Source organism: Halohasta litorea, from assembly GCF_024494645.1.
GTDB classification, from domain to species: domain Archaea; phylum Halobacteriota; class Halobacteria; order Halobacteriales; family Haloferacaceae; genus Halohasta; species Halohasta litorea.
Window position 1 is genome coordinate 682,009 of record NZ_JANHDJ010000001.1, and the last position, 22,800, is coordinate 704,808.

A 22,800-nucleotide genomic window follows, 5' to 3' on the forward strand; every position below is an offset into this window, starting at 1 on the left:
TAGTCGTGTGGTTTCGAGCCGAACTGCGGGGCTCGGCTACCGATCCAGGAGGTAGCCCGCGACGCCGAACAGCCCGAAGCCGAGCGTGACCGGTACCCAGATTCCGGCCTCGCGGTCGGTCAGTCGGCTATGGGCGGCCACGCCCGCCGCGAGGACCGTGTGGGTGACCGCTGTCAGTTTCAGGACCGACCGAAGCCTGCCCATCGTTAGTCGCCTGCTACTTTTCGGGCCAACCCAGCATCACGGAGGTCCTCCCCATCGACTGAGGATCGGAGACTGTCCATCCCGTCGAAGCGGTCGATTCCGAAATTCGTTGCGTACAGTTCGTCGACGCGGGCGACTTCCTCGTCAGTCAGTGGCACTTCGGAAGCCTTGGCCCATTCCGTGATATCGTCTTTCGTCCGGAACGTCGGGGTCACGGTTGCAACGGGGTTGTGGCTCAGCAGGTAGGCGATCGATGCCTGTCCCATCGTGCGCTCGGGAGTGCCGTCCTCGCCGCCCTTCAAGAACTGGAGGGTTTCGAGCTTTTCCCAGCCCGTCTCGTACCACTCGTCGGGACGGAACCCGCGGTGGTCACCCTCGCCGAGTTCGGTGTCGGGGGTGACCTGCTCGTTGAGCAGTCCCGAGGAGTGGGGCACCCGCGGGATGAGGCTGGTCGACGAGCCCGTCTTCTCGATAGTCTCCAGGAAGTGGTTGCCGACCTCCTGCTCGAAGAGGTTCCAGACCAACTGGAGCGAGTCGAACTCCTCGGTGATCGCCATATCGCCCTCGGCGAGCCAGCCGATCGAGGGGCCGAGCGCCCAGCCGGTGGCCCCGATAACGCCTTCCTCTTTGAGTTCGTCGAAGACCTCCAGGATGTCTTCGTCGACCTCCTCGACGTCCGCGTTGTGGAGCTGGAGGACATCGACGGAGTCGACGCCGAGTCGGTCGAGGCTCTTCTCGGTGGCCTCCCGGATGTACTCGGGGGTGATCTCTTTGGGCAACTCGCCGTGGCCCGCCTGCGGATTGTTATAAAAATCGTAGCCGATCTTTGTGGCCAGCGTGACCTCGTCGCGGCGGTCGGCCAGCGCTTTGCCGAGGACTTCCTCGGAGTTCCCGTGGCCGTAGACGTCCCCCGTATCGAAGTAGGTGATCCCCTCGTCGATGGCGTGGTGGATCATCTCGATGGCCTGGTCTTCGGTGCGGTCGCCCCACCAGTCGGTGCCGACGACCCACGCGCCGAAGCCGACTTCGCTGACCTCGACACCGGAGTCGCCGAGCGTTTGCTGTCGCATACCACGCCGTAGGAGGTCGGTCCACTTAGCGAAACTGGTTCGTTTTCACTGGCTGGGAACGGTCAGCCGCCGCGCCACTCGTCGGGATCACGGTTGCCGTGGCCGGATTCGAGGTTGCGAGCCTCGTTCAGCAGCTCGCCGTGGTTCAGGATGATGTCGGTCATCGTGATGATGCCGTCGAGATCGAACCCCGACACCACCGGGAGTTTTTTCACGTCCTCCGTGCGCATCCGGCCGATAGCCGTCCGCACGGTCTTGTTCGGCTCGATCGTCACGAGCGGTCGGCTCATCACCTTGCGGACAGGTACCTCCTCGAAGGGGCGATTAGTCGCGTAGCCGACCCGGAGGGCGTCCATCTCGGTTACGATCCCCGCGGGCGTGTCGTCATTCATGACGATCACGCTGCCGACACTGTTGTGGAGCATCTGTCCGGCCGCGCCCTTCATCGTGGCCCCGACGGGAACGGTCACGATCTCCCGACTCATCAGTTCCTTGACGCGCATCCTCGGACGTTCTCGGTGAACCTATATTGGTTTTTCGGCGCACTGGCCCAGGTTGTACGTTTCCCTCCCTGTCGTCCGGTGGCTGGACAGCCCGAATACACAACCGAATTCCTTTACATACTCGCGGTCAATCGGGGTGTAATGACGAAGCGACACGTGTCACTACCCGCGGACGCCGCCGTGGGTGTCCGGGGATTCATCGATGAGGTCGACGAGCGGCTGTCCTCGGACGAAGAAACCTGCGAGGTCGTCGAGGACGTCCTCATCGACCTCTTCGGCGATAGGCAAGCCTACGAGGCCTGGCAGGCCGGTGAGTCGGTCTCGCGGGCCACGCGGGTTCGCCTCCAGGGGTATGACCCGTGCAACACGACCGTCGAGGCTGAATACTACGCCGAGAAAGACGAAGAGAAGTTCCAGCGGTCGAAACACCTCCAGTGGCTCTGGCGGCAGTTCGACGCGACACCGATGGCCGATAACGTCGAGTTCGCCCTCCAGTTCCGCCGCATGCTCGCCGACCACCTCTTCGAGGAGTGTGGTGACAACTGCCGCTTTTTCAAGGGGATCACCTTCACCTACGGCCACAACATCACCGTCGGCGACAACACGGTCGTCCACGACGACGTTCACCTCGACGACCGCGGGAAGCTCACTATCGGCGACCGGGCATCGATCTCCGACGGCGTCCACATCTACAGCCACGATCATGACATCGTCGACCAGACCTCGGTGCGAAACTACCACACGATCATCGAGGACAACGCCCGCGTGACCTACGATTCGATGGTGCGGGCTGGCTGCCGGATCGGCGAGAACTCGATCGTCGGTGCGCGCGCGGTCGTCCAGGGCGACGTGCCCGACCATCACATCGTCGTCGGGATGCCAGCAAAAAGTGTCAAAATCAAACCCGGCTGGGAGTCGACGGCCGAACCGATCGACGACGGGCGGCTCGAAACCAACCAGACCGACCGCGAGATCGAATACGAAATCGACAACGAAATCGAGATCTTCGACGAGTTCCAACGGTCGCTGTCGCCGCCGGATGCCAAACGACCGCCCGCCGGACACCCGGAACCCGAGTCGAGCGGACCGGACACCGAGTAGGCACTCCTTCCCGTGGCCCGAAGCATCGCGATCAACGTCGCCGCCAACACCAATCTCCCGGGGTTTCGCGGTCCGATCTATCCCGATGGGAGCTTCGTTTATATACCGATTCCCGAGCGTGAGCCGACCGCCAAGCCAGTCCCGACGTACGGCGATCTCCTCGCCGACCTCGGCCCACTGCCGGTTTCGGTCGACGACGATCTGCTTGACCGGCGGGTCCATCTCGACCCCGAGTTCGCCGACTATCCCTGCTGTTCTCACTACACTTACGGCGACGAACACGGCGTCAAAGCCGGGCCGCTCGCAGAACTTCAGCCGGGCGATTCGCTCTATTTCTATGCCACCCTCACCAGCCATGAACCACCCGACGGCGTCGATACCGGCCCGGCGGTCGATTGGATCGCCCCCGACTGGGGGGCGTATCTGATCGGTGAGTTCCGGGTCGACCGCGTCTACGACACTGCAGCCTGCGAGTCGCTGACCGACTTCGAGTCCCAGGGTGTCGCCACCAACGCCCACTGCAAGCGCGAACCCTTCGACGCGAAGGTGCTGGTGGTCGGCACCGACGACTCCCGGCTGTTCGACCGCGCAGTCCCACTGAGTTCGGCCGAGAGCGGGTCGACCGCCAACCGACTGGTCACCGAATGCTCGAACGATTCCGGCAAGGGTCCGTGGTGGCGTCGCAGACTCTGGTTCGACGAGGACGCGACCGAGCGGCTGCGAGCGATCGTCGATGGTGAGCGTTCTTTATAAGGGACAAAGAAATATGCCGCTCGTCGGTGAACGGTCCGTATGTACGCGAGCCAGTCCCAGCAGTCGACTCCAGGAGCACGAACACATGCCGAGTAGTGACGACCTACTTAAAAGTCCGATCCTCCCAGTCGCCGGGCCGGACGACGCCGAGGCGACCTACGAGGCGCTGGTCGCTCACAACGATCCGGCGGCCTGTCGACCGCTCGTGATTCACGTGCTCGCCGAAGACGCGACCGATGCCGAATCCCAGCGCGCCCACGAGGCCGTCGAGCGGTTCGAATCGCGGGCCACCGCCGATGGGATGGCAGTCGACACCGAGATCTACCGCGGCGACGCCATCGCCGACACCATTATTGAGGCCGCCGAGACGGCTGAGGCCTCGGCGATCGTCTTCTGTTCCCGCGGCGGCAGCGCGTGGTTCGATCTGCTCGCCGGGGGCGTGCGGACCTCGCTGCTGGCCAAAAGCGACACGCCGGTCGTGATGCTCCCGGTTGAGGAAAAGTAGCCGTCGACTACTTATAAATCAGTCCGAGTCGTCGAGTGGGGGTTCGGTCATGCTCCCTTCGGTTTTGAGTCGGAGATACAGATAGGCGAAATGGACGATTGCCGGGAGGACGATCCCGCCGAGAGCCCAGCCTGCGGCGACGATAACGGACTTTCCGCGGCGGAGTGCATCACGAAACAGCCACAGGGAGACGGCGATCGTAATCAGATAGATCACGGCCAAAATCGGCCGGTCGACGAAGACCGAGACGACGAGCGGCGTGGCGACGTGGTTCATACCGCTACGTGTTCGGAGAGACGAAAGAACCCAGCGGTTCGCCGACTAGTCGCCGGTGACTACCGCCACGGTTGGGACTCTTCGGTAATCTCGCCAGCCAGCGACCGGCCCATCGCCTCGCTCGCATCGCCGAGGTTTGCCAGCGCCCACATGAGTTTGACCTTCGCCGTCCCCGGCAGGGTATCTCCGGCTTCGACGACTCCGGCATCCAGGAGATCCCGACCCGTATCGTACACCCGATCACAGACCCGGCCTTCGAGACACTGGCTGGTCATGGCGACGACCGTACCACTCTCGACCAGTTCCTCGATCCGTGGGATCAGGTCGGTGTGAACGTGGCCGAGGCCGGTGCCTTCGATGATGACGCCCGCTTTGTCGTCGAGGTAGTCCCACGCGGCGGGGTCCATGCCGGGGGTGAATTTGACGAGTTCGACATCCGGATCGAGATCGTCGTTCAGCGCGAGGTCGACTGCGCCGCGCTCGGTGTAGTCCCGGTTGAACTCGAAGGCGTCGGCGGCCACCTCGCCGTCGCTCCCCTCGTCTTGGGCGGCGGCGTACTCGATTCGGGCCAGCGGCTCGTTGCCCACCGTCTCGAAGGCATCGCGTCGGGAGGTGTGGTTCTTCCGCACGCGGGTGCCGCGGTGGAGCGCACAGTGGTCGTCGCTGGCCGAGTCGTGCATACAGAGCAGGACCTCCGCACAGTCGGCTTTGGCGGCCTCAACTGAACAGACCGCATTCATCACGTTGTCCGAGGAGGGTCGATCCGCCGACCGCTGGCTCCCGGTGAAGACGACCGGGACCGGGGTATCGAGCATAAAGGAGAGCACAGAGGCCGAATACTGCATCGTGTCGGTGCCGTGCATGACGACGACGCCGTCGGCTCCGGCCTCGATCTCCTCGTGGACTGCGCGGGCCAGTTGCTGCCAGATCGAGGGGTCCATGTTCTCGCTGAGGATGTTGGCGACGACACGGCCCCGGTAGTTGGCACGTCCAGCGAGTTCGGGCACTGCCCGCAGCACGTCTTCGGCAGTGAACTGGGCGGTGACCGCGCCGGTGCGGTAGTCGACCGTCGAGGCAATTGTCCCGCCAGTCGAAATAAGTGAGATGGTCGGCAGGTCGTCGTCGAACTCGATCTCCGAGACGCTCCCGTCGTCGGGTTCGTCCTCATCGCCGACGTCGTAGACGTCGGTTTCGAGGACCTCGACGCTGGCGTCCTTGCGGTCGATGCCGATGTTGTAGCCGCCATCGAGTTTGACCACGAGATGGTCGGCACTCGATGAGGGCATCAGGACGCCCTCGTTGTCGACGCCGCCGCGCTCGACGCGGATACGGTCTCCTGGATTCATATCCCAGCCTAACCCAGCGGCCGACTTGAAACCACCCTTTCGAGCCGACACACGCGGTCGACCGCGGCATAACAGCCATACATCCGGGCCTCGAAAGGCGGGTATGGCGCGTTCCGACGAGGAGGTGCTCGACGAGATCGTCGACGAGGATATTCGCAGTGATGAGACGGCCGCCGATCGATCGGCTCCTGACACCGAAGCCGCCGACACCAGCGACGACGCCGCTGGCCGACTCGGGGGGCTGTTTTCGCTCAAGGCCTTCCTGTTGTCGGCGGCGCTGATCGCCGTCGGTGTCGGCGGCGGCGGGGCGATCCCGATCGTCGGCACCCTCGGCTCGCTGGGTGGGCTGTTCGTCGCCACCTTCGTCGTCGGCCTCGTGGCCGCCGAACGCCGGTATCTCGAAACCGCGGTCGCCGGGGGCCTCATCGTCGGGGCGAGCTTCGCACTGAGCCTGCTGTCGACCGGGGTCCTGCCGGTCGGCATGCGCTTCTTCAGAGAGTACGGCCTCGCTTTCGGTGGGGTCGGCGTCGGTATCGGGGCCGTACTCGCCGTCGTCGGTCACTACTTCGGCCGCGATCTCCGTGACGGTCTGACCCAAGAGATCTGAGTCACCGAATACGCCACTGGCCGTCGTCGTAACTGAGTATTCCTGCATCGGCGAGCCGACTGAGCGCCTGATCGACGGCCTCCGGTGGGGCAGTTAGTGCGGCTTCGACCGCCTCGGTCGAGCCGTCGGTATCGACGATGGCGGCCAGTATCTTGGCGTAGAACTGGCAGTCGGCGTCGATCCCGGTGCGTTCGGTCAGCTCGTCAAGTGTTTCGGTGAGCCGCCCGTGGACCCATCGCTGGGCCAGCGACAGCTCCCGATCCAGCGACTGGAGCCGCCCGAACTCCGCGGCGAGCTCCTCGATATCGCTCCGGTCGCTCTCGGCGGCGTCGTGTTCGGCCTCGCTGCTCCCGTTCGTGGCGACCCCGTCGAGAGAGAGATGCGGACAGCGGCCGGACATATCCAGGGTCGAACTGGCCGGATAGGCGCTTTTCGCGCCGAACCCGTGGGGCGAGACGTCGACCTCCAGCCGGAGGCTTCGAGTGATATTGAAGTATTTCCGGCGCTGGTCGTCGGTTCGACTCTCGATCAACCCCGCCTCCTCCAGTTTGCGGAGGTGGTCGATGACCGCCTTCGGACTCACGCCGAGATATTCACTAATCTCGGTGACATAACAGGGCTTCTGCGAGAGTAGTCGAAGAATCCGTCGACGGTTCTCGTTGCCGAGGAGATCCAAGAGTACCGCCGAATCCATACCCGGGATTACGTGAGCGTGAATAAAACGTTGTCTACCTCGTGAGTGATAGGCGCCCGTATCGGCACCGATTACGCTACTGTCCGTTGGTTCTGACTGTCTTTCTCATCCGATAGTAGGTCGAACTGCCAGGCCGCCAGCGCGACGACGCCGACCGAGAGCCCGACAGTGACCCCAGCCAACAGCAACCCCGGCTCGTACCGGAGCGGTGGATGGAGACCGAGGCCGTAGTCAATCATATCATTGATAAGTAGCAACGAAAGCGAGAGGCCGAGCGCGCCGCGCGTCGTTCGGCCGTAGTGGAGCACTGCGAAGGCCAACACGACGAACAGCAGGTGGGTGCCGATGATAAACCAGTAGTCGTAGAGCGCCCCCGCGCTGAACCCGAAATACAACTCCGGCCGGAGATTGAGCGCGACGGCGGTCCACAGGCCGTATTTGACGAGCCAGACGAACGCCAGCGTGTGGAGATACGCGAGCGGTCGATTGATCGGGGCCTCGCGGAGCCGCCGCCCCAAATTCGGCAACAGGGAAGCCAGCGACAGCGTCACGAGTGCGATGGCGGTCGGCGAGTCGGCATACAACGGCCACAGCAGCGTCGGCACGGCGGGCATGGTCTCGACGTAGAACCGAACACCGACCAGGAACGCCGTCGCCGTCACGACGAGCAGCGCGACCAGACTGGGCCCGTGAGAGAGATAGGCCTCGGCGTACCGATAGGGAAGGGGTCGACGAGGCGTCGGCGACTGGCGTTCGCGGTCCGACATGGTACGGGGTTCGGTGTGCCGACTCAAACCGGTTTCCGTCCACGACAGTCGGCCGAATGAAGCAAAGCGTAATTAGTTGGGGCGGGAGACATCCACCCATGCGAGGCGCACTTATCATACTCGACGGCTGGGGACTCGGTGACCACGACCATCTCGATGCCGTCCGGGCCGCCGACACACCGAACTTCGATCGACTCCAGGAGTCCGGCGCGTTCGGCACGCTCAAAACGCATAGCCGGGCGGTCGGCCTCCCAGAGGGCCAGATGGGCAACAGCGAGGTCGGCCATCTCAACATCGGCGGCGGCCGGGTCGTCAAACAGTCCTACACGCGTATCGAGGATTCCATCGCGGACGGAAGCTTCCGCGAAAACGAGGCGCTCAACGCCGCGCTCGACTACGCGACCGACCACGACGGGAAGGTCCACCTGATGGGGCTGGTCAGCGACGGTGGGGTTCACTCCGATATCAGCCATCTGGAAGCCCTGATCGAACTCGCGGGGGACCGCGACGTTGAGGCCGTCACCCACGCCTTTACTGACGGCCGGGATACGGCCCCGAAATCCGGAGCGGGCTATCTCGCCGAGGTCCAGGAGATGATCGAGGACCACGAGACCGGCGACATCGCCACCGTCTCGGGCCGCTACCACGCGATGGACCGGGACCAAAACTGGGACCGAACCAACCGCGCCTATGATGCGATCGTCAACCGAAAGGCCGAGTACACGGCCCCAACTGCGGTCGAGGCGGTCGAAGACAGCTACGAGCGTGGCGACACCGACGAGTTCATCGAGCCGACGCTAGTAGACGATGAGCCCGCCCTCGATGACGGCGATTCGGTGATCTTCTTCAACTTCCGTGCGGATCGGGCCCGACAGATCGTTCGAATGCTCGCAAACATCGATCCCGTCTGGGAGATCGACACCAGCCCGCCGAATATCGAACTCGTCACGCTGACACAGTACGACAAAACGTTCGGCCTGCCGGTGGCCTACCCGCCCGAGCAGCCCGAAAACACCCTCGGCGAAATCGTCTCCGATGCGGGCCTGACACAGCTCCGGCTGGCCGAATCCGAGAAGTACGCCCACGTGACCTACTTCCTCAACGGGGGCCGCGAGGTGGAATTCGAGGGCGAACGCCGGGAGATCGTCAAAAGTCCCGATGTACCGACCTACGACCTCCAGCCGGAGATGCACGCCGCAAAGGTGACCGATACCGCGATCTCGGTGATCGACTCCGACAACCGCGATTTGCTCGTGATCAACTACGCCAACCCCGACATGGTCGGCCACACCGGCGACTACGAGGCGGCCATCGCCGCGGTCGAAGCCGTCGACGAACAGCTCGGGCGGCTCGTCGAGGCGATCCAGGAGGCGGGCGGCCACGCCCTGATCACCGCCGACCACGGCAACGCCGACGATATGGGGACCGTCGAGGACCCCCACACGGCCCACACGTTCAACCCGGCTCCGGTGATCTATCTCAGTCCCGACGGCGACGACGGCGGCCGAACCGTCCGCTCCGGTGGGGCGCTCTGTGATCTCGCGCCGACACTGCTCGAACTGATGGAGCTGGAGCCTTCCGACGAGATGACCGGCGAGTCGCTCCTGGAGTAGTCTGGTGGATTGCTCCTGGAGTAGCCACTGCCTACTCGGCGGCTGGCAACTTCAGAGACCACCGCGCCGACGCCAGCCGATAGCAGGGCCCAGCCAGCAACAACACTGCCGTCGCGGTCATTCCGGCCACCAGCCACGGATCGACCGCACCCGATAGTTCGCCCGTCGTCAGGTGGTCGACCGACCGGCCGACAGTTAGGCCGAGCACCGCCCACGGGAGTTCGCCGAGGGCGGTCCCGACCAGATAGGGCGGCAATCGAACGTGTATCGCTCCGGCCCCGGCCGAAATCACGTCCGACGGCAGCGGCAACAGCCGGGCGGCGGTCACACCGCGGACGCCACCGGTCTCGGCCAGTAGGGTCTGTCCAGCGGTCGTGAGTCGACCGCTCCCGGCCGTCGAGGCCCCGAACCAGTAGGGTGGCAGGCTTGTGAGCACGAGCGCGCCCAGCGCAAGCGGGAGGCCGGAGAGCCCGTAGGCAAAGCCGATCCCCGTCGACAACACGAGCGTAGGCCACGCGCAGGCTGGGCGAACGAGGGCTACGACGAGAATCACGGCGGCGAAAAGCAGTGGGTTGCTCGCAAGCGCCTCAAACCGGGCGAGGGCGACCGCAGGCGAGACGACCCACGCCGCGAGGCCGACACCGAGGAGTGTCACACCCCCGACTGCGAGCCGTGTTCGTCGCTGCATACCTGTCGGCGTTCAGGCACAGTCATACGCTTTGTGTTCGATGGCAAACGAACGATTATGTAACGGGGCTGCAAACGCGGGACTGTGACAGCGTCGGAGACACCGTCGCGGCAGGACAAGATCGAACTCGGCGTCGACCTGCTGGCCCATCTTGAGGCCGACGAGCTAGACCTCGCCGCGGCGATCGACCGGCTCGAAACCGTTACCACGAACCCTACGCTCACGCGAGAGATCCTGGATACCGCCGACAAGCGGGGAATCATCGACCGCGAGGAGGGGCGGATTCGAACCCGCCGCGGTGGCACCTTCGTACGGTTCGAGAGTCAGGTCACCGTTCGTGAGGGCGAATTCGAGTGTCGCCGCTGTGGGACTGGGATTTCGTCGGGCCACTTCATCGAGTTCGAGTCGGGCGAACTCGGGCCGTTCGGCTCGTCGTGTATCCGAAAAGTCGTCGGCCGCGAGGAGTAGCCGCTCGCTACCGACCGCGGCGGAGTTCTTCGATCAGCGTTTCGATGAGCTCTGCCTGCCGGGCTAGCTGTTGTTCCTGCTGGTCTACTTTTTCGGCCAACGCGGCGATCTGCGCCGAGATGTCGTCCTCGTCGACCGGGCCTGCGGACTCGAACGGCGAGCCCTCGAAGGCGTCGAACGTCTCGGCGTCGGCCTGCTCACCGTTTGGAGAGGATTCGACGACAGCCTGCGGCTGGTCGGTCCGCTGGGCGGTGTCGGTCGGCTGTGTCTCGGCTTGCTGATCGGCCGACTGGGCCTCGGTCGGCTGGCTCCCGTCGGCCGACTGTGAGTTGGTTTCGTCGAGCGAGGCAGCCAGCCCCTCGTCGACGGACGTGTCGGACTCCGTCTGGGTCGCGTTCGTCGGTTGCGAGTCGAGCTCGCCCGGTTCGGCGCTGAGCGGATCGGGGCCGTTGCCGAAATCCAGCCGGTCGGTCGACTCGGGGTCGACGCCCTCGCCGTCTTCCTGACTCGCCATCGCCTCGCGGAGCTCCTGGATGCTGGTCACGCCGTGGAACTCACAGACCGCCTCGACGATGGCCTCGCGGACCGCTCGGGCGTCGCTGTTGGGTGTTTTGAATCGGTTCTGTCGGCCGTTGTGGGTGAGGACGATCGAGGTGGCGACGCTGCCCTCCTCGAAGTCGACGTCGGTCAGCCCGCTGTACTCGAAGGCCTCGAAGTCGGTGTCCCAGACCGCCGAGCCGATGTGTTTGATGACGCGCTTGCTCGTGACGATCAGCGTGAGATCGCTGAACCGGAACGTCTTGTGGACCGTCTCACCGGCCTCGGTGATACCGGCCGCGCTGATAACGCCTGCCAGGATCGGGTGGAGCACCTTCTCGACCCGCTTGGCCGGGAACGCCAGCGTCTCGCTGCCGTCGAGCCCGTAGTCCAGGGTGAGTTTGGCCTTGCGTCGGCCGACCGAGAGGTCGACCTCCTCGGCCTCGTGGGGGTAGCTCTCGATCGATTCGTCCGATAGCAGTCCGTCCGCGCGGTAGACGACCGTCCGGCTCGGGGTGACGACCAGTACGTCTTCCCCGCCGAGTTGGACCTCTGCAACCGATGGTTCACCGTCCAAGGCGGATTCGAGTAGCTCGGGCAGGCTCATTGTGAGGGAGTACCGTCCGTGGCTGATAAATCCGCGGGTATGAGTATCAGTGTTTCGTGCTGTTTCGCTCGGCCTGTCGGTGTCGACCCTCCTCTCGAACGGACGAAGTGACCGTGATCGGGCCACCCGGGAGTGAGCCGGTCGCATACCACGAGGCCGTCGCAGATGAGAAGCTTAAAGAGTGCAATCGGGCTATGGCAAGGTGAGGCCGGGTGGCTTAGCTGGACATAGCGCCGCACTCATAGGGTTACTGAGATTCGGTGCGGTTACCGCCTTGGAAGCGTCCGCCCCATTGAGGCCTGCCGAGCCTCGTACCTGGGTTATGCGGAGATCGTGGGTTCGGAGCCCACCCCGGCCATGGTTTTATATCCGTGAGCGACAGCACTTCTTCCGGCGGTTTTCACACGATGGGAACAGCAGTTAGGAACCGGCTACGCGAGCCAGCGGCTCGCCGACGAGGGAAGTGAAACGTCAGTACCGAACAGGCGGTGCCGACGGCGGCTCTCAGACAGAGCGGCCGGGTTCGCTGGTGCCGAACAGATAGGTGCCGACAGTCAACAACAGTGCTGCGGCCACGAGCGAGACGAAAACGAGGCTACTAGAGCCGATCCCGATACCGGGAATGAACAGCAGTGACCCGATGACGATCAGTCCGATACCCACACCTGCTTGGTTCGGTACGTCTACCATACTCCGTTCTCACGAGCGAACGATATTGAGCGTTGTCCTTCAGCAAACGATGTGTGTCGACTGATCCGACCACTCAGTCGTCGACGATCGCTTCCGGCGGTTTCTTTTCGCCAGCCGGAACGACGACCTCCAGCCAGTTTTCCTCCGGCGGCAGCGGGCAGGCGAACGTCTCGGCGTACGCACAGAAGGGGTTGTACGCGAGATTAAAATCGAGCGTCACCACGTCACCGTTGACGAGGTCCTCATCGGGCTCCATCTCCATGTAGCGCCCGCGATGGTAGGTCTGTTGGCCGGTCGTCTTGTCGCGGAACGGGATGAAGATCGTCCGGTCGTCGTCGCTCTCCTGGCGGTAGCCCGCCATCTGGATCCGCTCGCCGCGGAGTTCGAGTTCGAAGATCACCGAGCGAAGATACCGGATCGGCGACCCCGCGGTCACATCGAGTTCGATCGGATCGGGGTTGCCGTAGACGCGAACGCGGGCCGGAACACGAAAGTCGGGGTCCGGTTCGAAGTAGTTCAACCCCTCGAATTCGTCGCGGTACTCCGGTTGGATCGGCGACTGCGGATGGTCGGTAAAGAACTCGTCTTTGTCCGCACGCATCTGTCGGACCTCGGCCATCCAGCGGTCGGTATCCTCGGGCGTCGCGTCCTCGCTGTCTGTCATACTCCGTCTTCTGTCCCGAGGCAACCTAACCCCATTGGATGTGGTCTCGATATCGATCTGCTGGTGCGACCGGTCGAACCGGTCGTCGACTCACGCTGCTGACCATCTTCGAAGCAATCGTCAAATGGTGGTGACGGTCCGGAGTAGGAGCCGAAGTATGCGACCGTTGTGGATCGGTTACCGGTGATAGGAGTGACCAACGACGAGGGCGACGATATTAACGACCAGGAGGAGCACGAATGTCTCCATGGTGAGCTCGACCATGTCGAGACCGAACAGTGGCAGGTAGCCGAACGGGAGGGCCACTGCGGTCCAGAAGGCGATACCGCGGGCTGAGGCGAGGAGATGACCGATGGAGATTGGCAGACTGTACACCACGCGACCGAGGCGGCTGAGCGAGGGCGGGAGCGACATCTGTGGGACCACTACCGATGAAACTGTTGGCCAACCACAAATACCTGCAACAGTGTTTGGGCTGCTTGTGACTGTTGCACGATTGGTAGGCTCCGTATACTGTTCGTATCTGTACTGTTGACACTCCCAATCAGTACTGAGATGGTATCCAACCGATAGTAGCAAGCGACTACCGGCATCCAAATCGGGGACGTTTATCCGAACCGATACCAACAGCCACATATGGCTGATCTCAATCCGATCGCAAAGCGGATTCACAATCTGACGCCGAAGCCAGTTCGGCTCACGCTCGACGACGGCACCGAGGCAGTCTTCGAGATGTCCTGGACGGAGTTCTTCCAGCAGGAGTTTCAGGCCGAAGCAGCACGTCGAGACGACGACGCCGACTACCGACTCGTCTCCAGCGAGGACAACGAATCGATCCTCGTCGGGCGAAGCGAAGCCGACGAGGAGGGGTGGTCGATGATCGGCTCGGTGGTCGCGGCCGAAGCCGCCGAGTAGGAACCGACTACCAGGGACAAAGGGCGAACGAGACAACGGCTGGCTGTTCAGTGTTTGTTGACCGCTTCGACGAGATTGAACGCACAAGTGATTTTCTTTTGGGCCGTCGACAGGTGATCGGCAAGCAGGGTTTCGGAGATCCCGAGCAGGGCGGCGGCGGTCTCCCTGTCGACACCCGAGATCCGACAGAGGGCGTACGCTTCCTCCTGTCGGAGGGTGAGAATCCGGACGTCACGGAACGAGGCGACGTTCCGCAGGAACTCCCCCAGCTGGTTCAGCGACCACCGACTGCCGTCACGCTCGGTTCGGTGGATGTATTCGCCGACGGTCTCCTCCGAGAGCCGGTATGTCTCGGCATCGTCGGGCGTCGACTCCGGCGCAGTGGTTTCGACGATCTGGTTTTTCGGGACGTACCAGTAGACCTCCGCCTCGTTTTTCGATCCGATCCGTAACGCACCCGAAAAATCACCGCTCTCGATCCGTTCGGGTGCGGTGAGCTCGGGACCTCGCTCGGCCATGATTGCCTCTAGTGACTAATGTAGATATAAATATGTACCATATAGTGATCCGCGATCGATTCTACTCTTGCTGTGCGTCGACAACGGCCACGCCCGCGAGGTTGACGATGTCTTTGACCTCGTCGCCGCGCTGGAGGACGTGGACCGGTTTGTCCATCCCAACCAACATTGGCCCGATCGCCTCCGCGCCGCCGAGCCGCTGGAGCAGTTTGTAGCCGATATTACCCGATTCGAGGTTCGGGAAAATCAACACGTTCGCTGGACCGTCGAGTTCGGAAAAGCCGTAGGTGTTGTCGATGATCTCCTCGACGACGGCGGTGTCGGCCTGCATCTCGCCGTCGACGGCGAAGTCGACCGCCGAATCACTGTGGAGGTCTGACACGGCCTGTCGAATGGTCGCCGTCGACTCGTTTCTGACGCTGCCGAAATTGGAGTACGACAGCATCGCCGCTCGCGGCTCGACGTTGAAACTCCGGGCCAACTCGGCGGTGTGTTTGGTGACCTCCGCGAGCACCTCGGCGTCGGGGTCCTGGTTGACGGTCGTATCCGCACAGAAGACCACCTTGTTTTTGAATGTCATCAGGTAGACACCGGCGGCGTAGTCGGCGTCCTCGGCGGTGCCGATCACCTGCAGCGGTGGCCGCAACGCGGAGGGATAGTGGTGGGTCAGCCCGGTCAGCATCGCGTCGGCATCACCCATCTCGACCATCACGCTGCCGAGGTAGTTGGTGTCCTTTTCGACGAGTTCGGCGGCTTCCCCCCGGGTGATTCCCTTCCGGCGACGGAGCTCGTAGAGCCGGTCGGCGTAGGCATCAAGGCTCCGCTCGGCGGGGTCGACGACCTCCGGCTCGAACGACAGCCCCAACTGCGAGGCGATGCGGGTGATTTCCTCGTGGTCTCCCAGCAGGATCGGTTCGGCAATTCCTTCTTCCTCCAGCTGGTAGGCCGCCCGAATCATTTTTTCGTCGGTGCCCTCAGCGAGCGCAAGCCGCTTGGGGTCGCTTTTGGCCTTGTTGAGGACCACGCGCATCATTTCGCGGGATTTGCCGAGTCTGGCTTCGAGGGTCTCAGCGTAGGTTTCGATATCGATCTCGGTTCTGGCGACACCGCTTTCGACCGCGGCCTCGGCAACTGCGGGCGCAACCTCAAAGAGGACGCGGGGATCAAGCGGTTTCGGGATCACGTAGTCGGGGCCGAACTGGAGTGGCTGGTCGCCGTAGGCTTTGACTACTGCGTCCGGAACGTCCTGTTTGGCCAGATCCGCCAGCGCCATCGCCGCCGCACGTTTCATTTCCTCGTTGATGTCGGTCGCCCGTACGTCGAGCGCACCGCGGAAAATAAACGGGAATCCAAGGACGTTGTTGACCATATTGGGGTAGTCCGACCGCCCCGTCGCGACGATCACGTCGTCCTCGCGGGCGGCTTTGGCGTCCTCGTAGCTGATCTCGGGGTCGGGATTGGCCATCGCGAAGATGATCGGGTTGTCGGCCATCGACTGGACCATCTCCTGTGAGACGATCCCGCCGACCGAGAGACCGACAAACACGTCGGCGTCCTCCATCGCATCCGCGAGGCTCCCGTCGTCGACATCGCGGGCGAACTGCTGTTTGTACTCGTTGAGCTCGTCGCCCCGGTCGGTCGTGATGATCCCCGAGGAGTCACACATCGTGATGTTGGACTCCTCTGCGCCGAGCGAGACATAGAACTGCGCGGTGGCGAGCGCCGACGCGCCCGCGCCCGAAAAGACGATATCGAGCTCGTCGAGGGATTTGCCGGTGATGTCGGCGGCGTTGAGCAGGGCAGCCCCCGAGATGATCGCCGTCCCGTGTTGGTCGTCGTGGAAGACTGGAATGTCCATCCGCTCGCCGAGCCGTCGCTCGATCTCGAAGCATTCGGGGGCTTTGATGTCTTCGAGGTTGATGCCACCGAAGGTCGGCTCCATGGCGGCGACCGTCTCGACAAGCGCGTCGGGGTCGTCGAGTTCGAGTTCGATATCGAAGACGTCGATATCCGCGAACCGCTTGAAGAGGACGCCCTTGCCCTCCATGACGGGTTTGGAGGCCTGTGCGCCGATGTCTCCGAGCCCGAGGACGGCCGAGCCGTTGGAGACGACGCCGACGAGGTTGGATTTGGCCGTGTAGTTGTAGGCCTGGTCCGGATCGTCGTCGATATCCAGACAGGGCGCGGCGACACCCGGCGAGTAGGCGAGGCTCAGATCCCGCTGGGTGTTGGTCGGTTTCGTCGTCGCGATCTCGATTTTGCCCGGTGGATCACGCCGGTGATACTCCCGTGCGTCGTCGTCGAGTCCCATACCACAGCGGTTCGGTGGACACCTGAAAAAGGTGTGTGTGCGTCGATTGTCAGATTCGACGACTGTCGAACTCGGTGCGCTTGCTATCAGGTCGGGTTCGCCGTCGTCTCGGTGTCGACATCGACAGGTAGCAATCGGAGTTCCTCGTCGGCGGCTCCGAGGACCGACAGTTCGTAGCTGAAGACATACGTCAGGACGACGATCTTGATCGGTAGATAGCAGACGGTCGCTACAACCACTGTCAGCAGCACGATCGCACCGAGTGCGATCACACCAACTGTCGACGCAAGCGCTGCGTTGAGTCCGCCGAAGACGCCGAGGACTACCAGCAGCCCGCCGAGGGCACCGACGGTGCCGATGATGCCGAAGACGATGGCCGCGAGGATCGTCTGGCCGATCGAAATCGCCAACAGCAGCAGGAAGTGGACGACGACATAGACGCCGAACTGAGCGAGATCGTTCCGGACGACCGGCCAGAACCGACGCCACGCGGAGAGCACGCCGCTGTCGGTCTTGACCATTATCGGCGCAACGAACTCGTTTGTCACACGGCTGATTATCAGATACCCGATAAACCACAGCACGAGACACACCGCAAGCAGCGCTCCACCGACCAGCAGCGCCGGACCGCCGAGGACGACTGTATCGAGCGCAATAACAGCACCGAGAACGACGAACGGAAGCACGAAGACGACGCTGACAGTCAATTTAAATCCGAACAGTCGAACTGCCTGTCCGAACCGCCGACGGGCCGGACCACGAATGCGCACGGTGTCCGTCCGGAGGGCGTCGTAGAGGACGAGCCGCAGTGTCTCCGAAATTAGTGTCAGCCCCAGACCGAGGATAACGACGCCTCCGATAATCGCGGCGATCAGGAGTGGGTCGATCGGGAGGGTCTCCAGCGAGAGCTCGGATGGGACTGGAGCGGGCTGTTGTGGCGTGGGTTCGGCGGGCATATTCGCCGGAAGGCTCGCCGTGTTCGAGAGTATGGAGGCACCGCTCCCGCCAACGCCGACGAAGAACGCGATCAGTGCCAGTCGTAGCCACCGGCCGGGCTCGATGGGGAACAAGAACGACCGAGTCGTATCGATCGCCTCGTCGACGCTCTCGACGGCGTACCAAGACATGGCTCACCCTTTCTGTGCAACGGAAAAATAGGTTATTGGTTTATAAAACCAGCATCATAGTTACACCGGGTTACACTGATAACGGGACGGGACGCTGAAGGGTGAGGTCACCTTCGACAGCCGATACCGACCGCGTCGGCCACGAGTCGGTCATCGTCAGTGGCTCGGCGGTGTCGGCGGTCACCAACACCGTCCCCTCGCTTTTGGTCCCCTGTACTGTCGGGTTCCAGGCATACCCCTGTGGCGCGAGGACCGCCGATGCGTCGGTCGGTGTCGCGATCCATTCCCGGCCCGCAAAGCCCGCGGCACCGCCCTGATGGTGCTTGTGCCACTCATCGGGCCACCCAACCGCCTCGTAGGCCGATTGGATCGCACCGAAGACCTCGCCCGCAGTCGATCCCTCGCGGGCAGCCCGCTGGGTGGCCGAAAGCGCCGAGACTTCGACGCGGGCGGCCGCCTCGAACCGCTCGTCGAGCCATGCCGGGGCGTCGAAGTCGACCGTTCGCGTCGTACTCGCATACAGTCCGCCGCGCTGGGCAGTCACCGATACCAGCGCGTAGTCGCCCAGTGGGGCGGTAGTCGGTGTATAATGCCGGTACTGCTGGGCGCGCTCGCCGCCACCGACGAGCACGACCGGCGCTTCGATCCCCCGCGATTCGAGCGCGGTCCGGACGTCGACCGCCGCCGCCTGTTCGGTCTGTGTCGGGGAGAGTTCTCTGCAGACCTCCTCGACGGCGGCTGCGGTCTCCCGACCGAGCCCACGGTATCGGTCGATATCGGCGGTCGAAAGCGGCTGTCTGAGCGTCGAGAGGTCCGGTTGGACGAGTCCTGGAACGTCGAAATCGGCGGCCGCGGACGCCGGTGATTCGGCGGCGACGAACTCGGCCAGCGAGTCGGTATACCAGTCGGCGGCCGTCACGGTGAACGCTTCGGGAAGCTCCTCGTCGCGTAGTCGCGGTGCCTCGATCGTGTTCGTGAGGACGCGAAACCCCTCCGTGCGACTGTAGCCAGCTGCCGCGGCGCCGACCGCCGATGCTCGGTCGACGACGTTCGAGCCGCCGGTCAGCCACGTGAAGTTGGTGGGCCGACCCAGCCAGAGGGCGTCCATATTTCGGTCATCCAGGAACGTCGTGATTCGGGCCCGTCGCTCGCTCAACTCTTCGGCAGTCCGCCTTGACGAGGGAGACATACGACCGACTACAGCCGCTGGGTACTTCAATTCGGACCGCTTCAGCACACGAGACGTCTCGCGGAGAAACCGACGGTATCCGTCGATTAATCGGTGCCTAACACCAGTAGGAAGCGTTTACTTGACCGTGATTCACTCGATACAGCCGTCGAGCAAAGCGTTGTGTGGTAGTATCAAGAAAATAGATTCGTGGTACTGTTTTTCAGCCATTATTCACATTTCACACCGACTAACAATACAGGGTTACACACTACATCGCCTGTATGACTCAGATATTCGAACTGACCGGCTTCCAGCGCGACCTCCTGTACGTCATCGCAGGCTCCGACCAGCCATCCGGACAGACGATCCGCCGCGAGATGGAACAGCACGTCGACAACGTCAACCACGGGCGACTGTATCCGAACCTCGATGCGCTGGTCGAACACTCGCTGGTCGAAAAGGGGAGTCAGGACCAGCGAACCAACTACTATGAACTCACCGAGAAGGGTGACGAACTGATCGAGGACCGTCGACGGTGGGAACAACAGTACGTCTCGCCCACACAAGAGGCACAGTAGACCTGATCGTCGGCGCAGGTGGATAGGGATAAGTAGCCTGCGGCCCAACTGTCGGCTAATGACCGACCGCCTCGATTGGCTGTCTTTTCGTCGGTTCGCGGCGTTTACGACCGCCCTTACGTTGTCGCTGATCACCCTCGGTGTGTACACCGCAGCGACGGGTTCGGGACTGGCGTGTCAGGCACAGTGGCCGCTGTGTTCGGACCAACTGATCCCTGCGCTGACGATCAATCCGGATTTCATTGAGTGGTTCCACCGGGTCGTCGCAATGATTACGGGCTTTTTCATCCTCGGTACGGCTGGCTGGGCCTGGAAACGCGGCGACCGGCGGAGCAGGCTCGCCTCGACGCTCGCGGTAGTACTGCTCCCGCTGCAGATCACTGTCGGGGCGATCACGGTAACGATCGGTGGCCTGGTTCCTGGAGGCTACTCGCCGCCGACCCACGCCGCTCATCTCGTCGTCGCGCTGACGATCTTTACGTTGTTGACGCTGACAACGCTGTTTGCTTTCCGGCAGCACCACCGACGGCCGCCACGGGCTCGGAGCCGACTCGCCGTCGGTGTCGCGCTCGGAGCACTGCTCGTCAGTGGCCTGTTCAGTCGTGGCGTGCCGCTGTTGAACTACTCGCCGGGCGCACAGGCGTGGTATTATGCGGTATCGCTCGTCGCTATCGGCGCGCTGCTCGCGGCGACGTTCTGGCTCTCGACGGCCGACCGGGTCGGCGCGTGGCTGGCTGGCGGCGCACTTGTGGTTCTGTTCGGGGCGATGCTTCTCGGGCGGGATCTAGTGCTCTACACCGCTGCAGTCCAGCGTCTCAACTTCGCGTTGTACTTCCTCGCGGTCGGTATCGTTGCCGCTGTTGGCTGGCGACTTCGGAGCAACGTTGAATCGGTTCCGACGGGACAGTCGACGAGCAGCAACTGACCTATTCGACCTCGCCGAACCGGTCACGCACAGTGACTGTGGTGTTGCAGTTCGGACAGAGATAGACGTCACAGTCGGGCTTCCGGTGGATGATCCACGGCCCGTCAGGCGGTCCCTGATACTCACAGCCGCGACAGAACAGGACCGTCTTCCGTCTGGCTGGAGTCTGTTTTGTGGAGGGCTGTCCATTCATACCGTTCGGTAGTGCCTCTACGGTCATAACCCTGTTTGCGATGATCGTTACTGACGTTCGTGCCAGTAGAGTGATATTTGGTGTGTCAGGTCTGTTTCAAGTAGTCGCTCACGTTGTTCGCCGAAGCGGCACCCGCTTCGAGCTGTCGTTCACGGTGTTCACGACAACGTAGGAAAACGGGTTGGACGCGATTTGAACACTCACTCGCTCACTACGTTCGCTCGCTGCGTTCAAATACGCGTAACGTTTTCACTACTCACGTTGTTCGCAGGAAAACGGGCTGGACGCGATTTGAACACTCAGTCACTCCACTCGCTGCGCTCGGTTCGTTCCTTGCATTCAAATCGCTGTAACCGCATTGCTCCTCGCGGTAGTGCTCGGAGCAAAAGCGGGCTGGACGCGATTTGAACACGCGACCGACGGATTAAGAGTCCGTCGCTCTGCCAAACTGAGCTACCAGCCCTCACCTACCCGTATCCGGCAGGCCCTAAAAGGCGTTTCCTTCTGTCGGCGTCAGTCGGCGAGCTGACTGTCTTCCCAGCTCCGCCGGACGTCGATCTCGGTGGTCGCCTTCTCGGTCAGCGTATAGAGGTTCGTCCGCCGATCTTTCGCACTTTTTTCAACGTATCCCTTCTCGACGAGCGTATCGAGATTCGGATACAGTCGACCGTGGTTGATCTCTTCGTCCCGGTAGTCCTGGAGGGCTTCTTTGATCGCTAACCCGTAGGGTTCCTCAGTGCCGCTGATGGTGTAGATCAGATCACGTTGAAACCCGGTTAGATCGTACATCGGTCACTGATTTCACTCGGTGCGTCTTATACCATTTGATGATTCATGTACAAATTCAAATAATATTATAATATGTTGTGAATTCGTGGCCGGGTACAGCAGGAGCTGTTCGCGCTGGGATACCTCCAAAACAAACACAGTTTTACCTACCCGCTCGTGACACACGGTAATGCCACCGAGCGCGGATGTCTGTGTCCTCTTGCCGACGCTCAACGAGTCCGCCACGATCGCCGACGTGATCCGGGCCTACCAGGAGGCTGGCTTCAGTAACATCCTCGTCGTCGACGGCGGCTCGGGCGACGGGACCCGCGAGCTCGCCCACGAGGCGGGCGCAGCGGTGATCACACAGTCCGGAGAGGGAAAGGGCCAGGCGATCCGCGAGGCCGTCGAAGCGATCGAGGCCGACTACGTTCTCATGGCCGATGCGGATATGACATACCGGGCCGAGGACGCCGAACGGATGCTCGAGCCCCTGCTCGTCGGTGATTTCGAACACGTTATCGGCAACCGGTTTGCCGACATGGAGCCCGGGGCGATGACGAAGCTCAACCGGATCGGCAACCGGCTGATCAATCGCGGCTTTCAGTTCATCCACGGCGAGGATTACCGGGATATCCTCTCGGGCTACCGTGCGTTTCGGACCGATTCGTTCGAACGGCTCACGCTGTCGGCCGACGGCTTCGGGATCGAAACCGAGATGGCCGTCGAGTGCGCGAAAAACGGCGTTAAAACCGAAGTCGTCCCCATCACTTACCGCGAGCGACCGGACGGCTCTGCGACGAACCTCCACCCGATCAAAGACGGCGGGATCATCTTCCTGGAGCTCTACCGGAAAGCCAAAACAAGCAACCCGCTGTTCTACTTCGGCAGCGTCGGTCTCCTCTCTACTGCCAGCGGCCTCGCGTTGGCTGCCTTCGTCATCTTCCGATGGGTCAGATATAATATCGGCCACGAAATCGTCGCTGTCGGGGCGACGGCGGCGATCCTCTTTGGGGTCCAACTGCTGATGTTCGGCGTGCTCGCGGATCTGATCCTCTCGTTGCACCACGAACAGCTCACGCGAATCGATCGGCTCGAAGCCGACACCACACCGGAGCCGACGACTGCTGGCTCCGATTCGACTGCCGCCGAGTCAGCGGACTCCTCGCGGTCGCCACCACGGAACGCGGAGTAGACCCAG

The 22,800-nt window shown here is 62.7% G+C and carries 28 protein-coding genes and 2 tRNA genes; 11 read left to right on the forward strand and 19 right to left on the reverse strand.

Features of this window, described 5'->3' with window-relative positions:
• Positions 1-36 precede the first annotated feature (36 nt).
• The 3 genes from NO877_RS03585 to NO877_RS03595 all read right to left on the reverse strand — a co-directional run bounded on the left by NO877_RS03585 (position 37) and on the right by NO877_RS03595 (position 1,777).
• Positions 37-204 carry a hypothetical protein gene (locus tag NO877_RS03585; protein ID WP_256394936.1) on the reverse strand — a complete coding sequence of 56 codons (168 nt, stop codon included), beginning with the start codon at positions 202-204 and terminating at the stop codon, positions 37-39.
• Positions 205-206: 2 nt separating this feature from the next.
• Positions 207-1,274 carry an aldo/keto reductase gene (locus NO877_RS03590; RefSeq protein ID WP_256394937.1) on the reverse strand — a complete coding sequence of 356 codons (1,068 nt, stop codon included), beginning with the start codon at positions 1,272-1,274 and terminating at the stop codon, positions 207-209.
• A gap of 62 nt (positions 1,275-1,336) precedes the next feature.
• Positions 1,337-1,777, reverse strand: coding sequence for a CBS domain-containing protein (locus NO877_RS03595; RefSeq protein ID WP_256394938.1), 441 nt, complete (start codon positions 1,775-1,777; stop codon positions 1,337-1,339).
• 141 nt (positions 1,778-1,918) lie between these two features.
• Here NO877_RS03595 and NO877_RS03600 point away from each other — a divergent pair, with 141 nt between their 5' ends.
• The 3 genes from NO877_RS03600 (at position 1,919) to NO877_RS03610 (ending at position 4,136) form a co-directional block, all read left to right on the forward strand.
• Entirely contained in the window at positions 1,919-2,878 is a 960-nt protein-coding gene (locus NO877_RS03600; protein ID WP_256394939.1) for an acyltransferase, read from the forward strand.
• Between the two features lie 12 nt (positions 2,879-2,890).
• Positions 2,891-3,631, forward strand: coding sequence for an Nmad3 family putative nucleotide modification protein (locus NO877_RS03605; RefSeq protein ID WP_256394940.1), 741 nt, complete (start codon positions 2,891-2,893; stop codon positions 3,629-3,631).
• Between the two features lie 85 nt (positions 3,632-3,716).
• Complete coding sequence (locus NO877_RS03610) at positions 3,717-4,136, forward strand: universal stress protein (protein ID WP_256394941.1); 420 nt, start codon at positions 3,717-3,719, stop codon at positions 4,134-4,136.
• An 18-nt stretch (positions 4,137-4,154) separates the two neighbouring features.
• On the opposite strand, the gene NO877_RS03615 is transcribed toward NO877_RS03610, so the two are convergent.
• Positions 4,155-4,412 carry a hypothetical protein gene (locus NO877_RS03615; RefSeq protein ID WP_256394942.1) on the reverse strand — a complete coding sequence of 86 codons (258 nt, stop codon included), beginning with the start codon at positions 4,410-4,412 and terminating at the stop codon, positions 4,155-4,157.
• A 59-nt stretch (positions 4,413-4,471) separates the two neighbouring features.
• Positions 4,472-5,758: a Glu-tRNA(Gln) amidotransferase subunit GatD gene (gene gatD, locus NO877_RS03620; RefSeq protein ID WP_256394943.1), complete on the reverse strand. Its 1,287-nt coding sequence runs from the start codon at positions 5,756-5,758 to the stop codon at positions 4,472-4,474.
• A 103-nt stretch (positions 5,759-5,861) separates the two neighbouring features.
• Between gatD and NO877_RS03625 the strand changes: the two genes are divergently transcribed.
• Positions 5,862-6,365 carry a hypothetical protein gene (locus tag NO877_RS03625; protein WP_256394944.1) on the forward strand — a complete coding sequence of 168 codons (504 nt, stop codon included), beginning with the start codon at positions 5,862-5,864 and terminating at the stop codon, positions 6,363-6,365.
• A gap of 1 nt (position 6,366) precedes the next feature.
• Here the strand turns inward: NO877_RS03625 and NO877_RS03630 are convergent, their stop codons facing one another.
• Positions 6,367-7,059 (reverse strand): ArsR/SmtB family transcription factor, encoded by a 693-nt coding sequence (locus tag NO877_RS03630; protein WP_256394945.1) that lies wholly within the window; start codon positions 7,057-7,059, stop codon positions 6,367-6,369.
• A 71-nt stretch (positions 7,060-7,130) separates the two neighbouring features.
• Positions 7,131-7,826, reverse strand: a complete 696-nt coding sequence (locus NO877_RS03635) for a DUF1405 domain-containing protein (protein ID WP_256394946.1) — start codon at positions 7,824-7,826, stop codon at positions 7,131-7,133.
• A 98-nt stretch (positions 7,827-7,924) separates the two neighbouring features.
• Between NO877_RS03635 and gpmI the strand changes: the two genes are divergently transcribed.
• Positions 7,925-9,439, forward strand: a complete 1,515-nt coding sequence (gpmI, locus tag NO877_RS03640; protein WP_256394947.1) for a 2,3-bisphosphoglycerate-independent phosphoglycerate mutase — start codon at positions 7,925-7,927, stop codon at positions 9,437-9,439.
• 31 nt (positions 9,440-9,470) lie between these two features.
• Here the strand turns inward: gpmI and NO877_RS03645 are convergent, their stop codons facing one another.
• Positions 9,471-10,127: a TVP38/TMEM64 family protein gene (locus tag NO877_RS03645; protein WP_256394948.1), complete on the reverse strand. Its 657-nt coding sequence runs from the start codon at positions 10,125-10,127 to the stop codon at positions 9,471-9,473.
• Between the two features lie 84 nt (positions 10,128-10,211).
• Between NO877_RS03645 and NO877_RS03650 the strand changes: the two genes are divergently transcribed.
• Positions 10,212-10,595 carry a DUF5830 family protein gene (locus NO877_RS03650; protein ID WP_256394949.1) on the forward strand — a complete coding sequence of 128 codons (384 nt, stop codon included), beginning with the start codon at positions 10,212-10,214 and terminating at the stop codon, positions 10,593-10,595.
• Positions 10,596-10,602: 7 nt separating this feature from the next.
• On the opposite strand, the gene NO877_RS03655 is transcribed toward NO877_RS03650, so the two are convergent.
• Positions 10,603-11,739: a DUF7115 domain-containing protein gene (locus NO877_RS03655; protein ID WP_256394950.1), complete on the reverse strand. Its 1,137-nt coding sequence runs from the start codon at positions 11,737-11,739 to the stop codon at positions 10,603-10,605.
• Positions 11,740-11,945: 206 nt separating this feature from the next.
• On the opposite strand from NO877_RS03655, the gene NO877_RS03660 reads away from it, so the two are divergent.
• A tRNA-Met gene (locus NO877_RS03660) sits at positions 11,946-12,097 on the forward strand.
• Between the two features lie 146 nt (positions 12,098-12,243).
• Here the strand turns inward: NO877_RS03660 and NO877_RS03665 are convergent.
• The 3 genes from NO877_RS03665 to NO877_RS03675 form a co-directional block, all read right to left on the reverse strand.
• Positions 12,244-12,429, reverse strand: a complete 186-nt coding sequence (locus NO877_RS03665; protein ID WP_256394951.1) for a DUF8178 family membrane protein — start codon at positions 12,427-12,429, stop codon at positions 12,244-12,246.
• 73 nt (positions 12,430-12,502) lie between these two features.
• Positions 12,503-13,093, reverse strand: a complete 591-nt coding sequence (locus NO877_RS03670; RefSeq protein WP_256394952.1) for a DUF1684 domain-containing protein — start codon at positions 13,091-13,093, stop codon at positions 12,503-12,505.
• A gap of 177 nt (positions 13,094-13,270) precedes the next feature.
• Positions 13,271-13,519 carry a DUF8028 family protein gene (locus NO877_RS03675; RefSeq protein ID WP_256394953.1) on the reverse strand — a complete coding sequence of 83 codons (249 nt, stop codon included), beginning with the start codon at positions 13,517-13,519 and terminating at the stop codon, positions 13,271-13,273.
• Positions 13,520-13,729: 210 nt separating this feature from the next.
• Here NO877_RS03675 and NO877_RS03680 point away from each other — a divergent pair, with 210 nt between their 5' ends.
• The gene (locus NO877_RS03680; protein WP_256394954.1) at positions 13,730-14,008 is read left to right on the forward strand and encodes a DUF8072 family protein; all 279 of its coding nucleotides are present in this window, start codon (positions 13,730-13,732) and stop codon (positions 14,006-14,008) included.
• A 47-nt stretch (positions 14,009-14,055) separates the two neighbouring features.
• On the opposite strand, the gene NO877_RS03685 is transcribed toward NO877_RS03680, so the two are convergent.
• From NO877_RS03685 to NO877_RS03700, 4 genes are all read right to left on the reverse strand, one after another.
• Complete coding sequence (locus tag NO877_RS03685) at positions 14,056-14,526, reverse strand: hypothetical protein (protein ID WP_256394955.1); 471 nt, start codon at positions 14,524-14,526, stop codon at positions 14,056-14,058.
• 61 nt (positions 14,527-14,587) lie between these two features.
• Positions 14,588-16,837, reverse strand: a complete 2,250-nt coding sequence (locus NO877_RS03690; protein ID WP_256394956.1) for an NADP-dependent malic enzyme — start codon at positions 16,835-16,837, stop codon at positions 14,588-14,590.
• 86 nt (positions 16,838-16,923) lie between these two features.
• Complete coding sequence (locus tag NO877_RS03695; protein WP_256394957.1) at positions 16,924-17,964, reverse strand: DUF7544 domain-containing protein; 1,041 nt, start codon at positions 17,962-17,964, stop codon at positions 16,924-16,926.
• Positions 17,965-18,034: 70 nt separating this feature from the next.
• Positions 18,035-19,153, reverse strand: coding sequence for a M24 family metallopeptidase (locus NO877_RS03700; RefSeq protein ID WP_256394958.1), 1,119 nt, complete (start codon positions 19,151-19,153; stop codon positions 18,035-18,037).
• 263 nt (positions 19,154-19,416) lie between these two features.
• Here NO877_RS03700 and NO877_RS03705 point away from each other — a divergent pair, with 263 nt between their 5' ends.
• Both NO877_RS03705 and NO877_RS03710 read left to right on the forward strand, forming a co-directional pair.
• On the forward strand, positions 19,417-19,713 hold the full coding sequence (locus tag NO877_RS03705; RefSeq protein WP_303646871.1) for a PadR family transcriptional regulator: 297 nt from the start codon (positions 19,417-19,419) through the stop codon (positions 19,711-19,713).
• 58 nt (positions 19,714-19,771) lie between these two features.
• On the forward strand, positions 19,772-20,638 hold the full coding sequence (locus tag NO877_RS03710) for a COX15/CtaA family protein (protein ID WP_256394959.1): 867 nt from the start codon (positions 19,772-19,774) through the stop codon (positions 20,636-20,638).
• Position 20,639: 1 nt separating this feature from the next.
• Here NO877_RS03710 and NO877_RS03715 read toward each other — a convergent pair whose 3' ends face one another.
• The 3 genes from NO877_RS03715 to NO877_RS03725 form a co-directional block, all read right to left on the reverse strand.
• Positions 20,640-20,831: a DUF8106 domain-containing protein gene (locus NO877_RS03715; protein WP_256394960.1), complete on the reverse strand. Its 192-nt coding sequence runs from the start codon at positions 20,829-20,831 to the stop codon at positions 20,640-20,642.
• Between the two features lie 389 nt (positions 20,832-21,220).
• Positions 21,221-21,294: transfer RNA gene (locus tag NO877_RS03720), tRNA-Lys, on the reverse strand.
• Positions 21,295-21,344: 50 nt separating this feature from the next.
• Positions 21,345-21,620, reverse strand: coding sequence for a helix-turn-helix transcriptional regulator (locus NO877_RS03725; protein ID WP_256394961.1), 276 nt, complete (start codon positions 21,618-21,620; stop codon positions 21,345-21,347).
• A 169-nt stretch (positions 21,621-21,789) separates the two neighbouring features.
• Here NO877_RS03725 and aglJ point away from each other — a divergent pair, with 169 nt between their 5' ends.
• A complete protein-coding gene (gene aglJ / locus NO877_RS03730) occupies positions 21,790-22,794 on the forward strand; it encodes an S-layer glycoprotein N-glycosyltransferase AglJ (protein ID WP_256394962.1) in 1,005 nt (334 codons plus the stop codon).
• Positions 22,795-22,800 lie beyond the last annotated feature (6 nt).